The following is a 463-nucleotide window of genomic DNA, read 5'->3' as shown; positions in this document are numbered from 1 at the left end:
GAGCAAGCACTGGTTCGCGAAATCAGAGAAGAGATCTCAGTTGATTTGGTGCGTGATTCCATCATATACGTCGAGACGTTTACAGGCCAAGCTGATGGCAAAGCGGAAGGCGTATCAGTGCAATTGACTTGTTATCTTGCTGATTATACTGGCGAACTGTCTCCAGATGCCGAAATCGAAGAACTTAAGTTTGTTGATGGCAACGACAGAGCGGTATGTTCGTTGGCAGCACTGGTTGCGCTTGATTGGTTAGAAGCGAACCAGTATTTGGCTTAAGGTTTTAGCTGCTATTAGCGAATGCTGAAGATTGATCTTCAAAAGATCATCGCTTACGAATAGCTTGAAGGGCGGCTGTCTTTCATCAACAGGTCGAGTTTCCTTTGAGCTTTCTTCGTGTCTTGTAAATCCACCACCTCAATCATTTCACACTCATCTCGTACCATCTCATTAATCAGGCTTGGAT

General features: G+C 44.7%; 1 protein-coding gene and 1 pseudogene. One reads left to right on the top strand and one right to left on the bottom strand.

The annotated features are described in order from the left end of the window. Nucleotides 1-276 (top strand): NUDIX domain-containing protein (locus tag AB4653_RS23005; RefSeq protein ID WP_372105409.1); only part of this gene is annotated, 276 nt, incomplete at its 5' end. A gap of 53 nt (nt 277-329) precedes the next feature. On the opposite strand, the pseudogene AB4653_RS23000 reads toward AB4653_RS23005, so the two are convergent. Further along, nucleotides 330-463, bottom strand: a pseudogene (locus AB4653_RS23000) (YkgJ family cysteine cluster protein); the annotation flags it as partial.

The sequence above is a fragment of the Vibrio sp. 10N.222.48.A3 genome (genome assembly GCF_041475345.1).
Lineage (GTDB): Bacteria > Pseudomonadota > Gammaproteobacteria > Enterobacterales > Vibrionaceae > Vibrio > Vibrio tasmaniensis_A.
The sequence above is the reverse complement of the archived record's forward strand: the minus strand, read 5'-3'. Positions and strand labels throughout refer to the sequence as shown.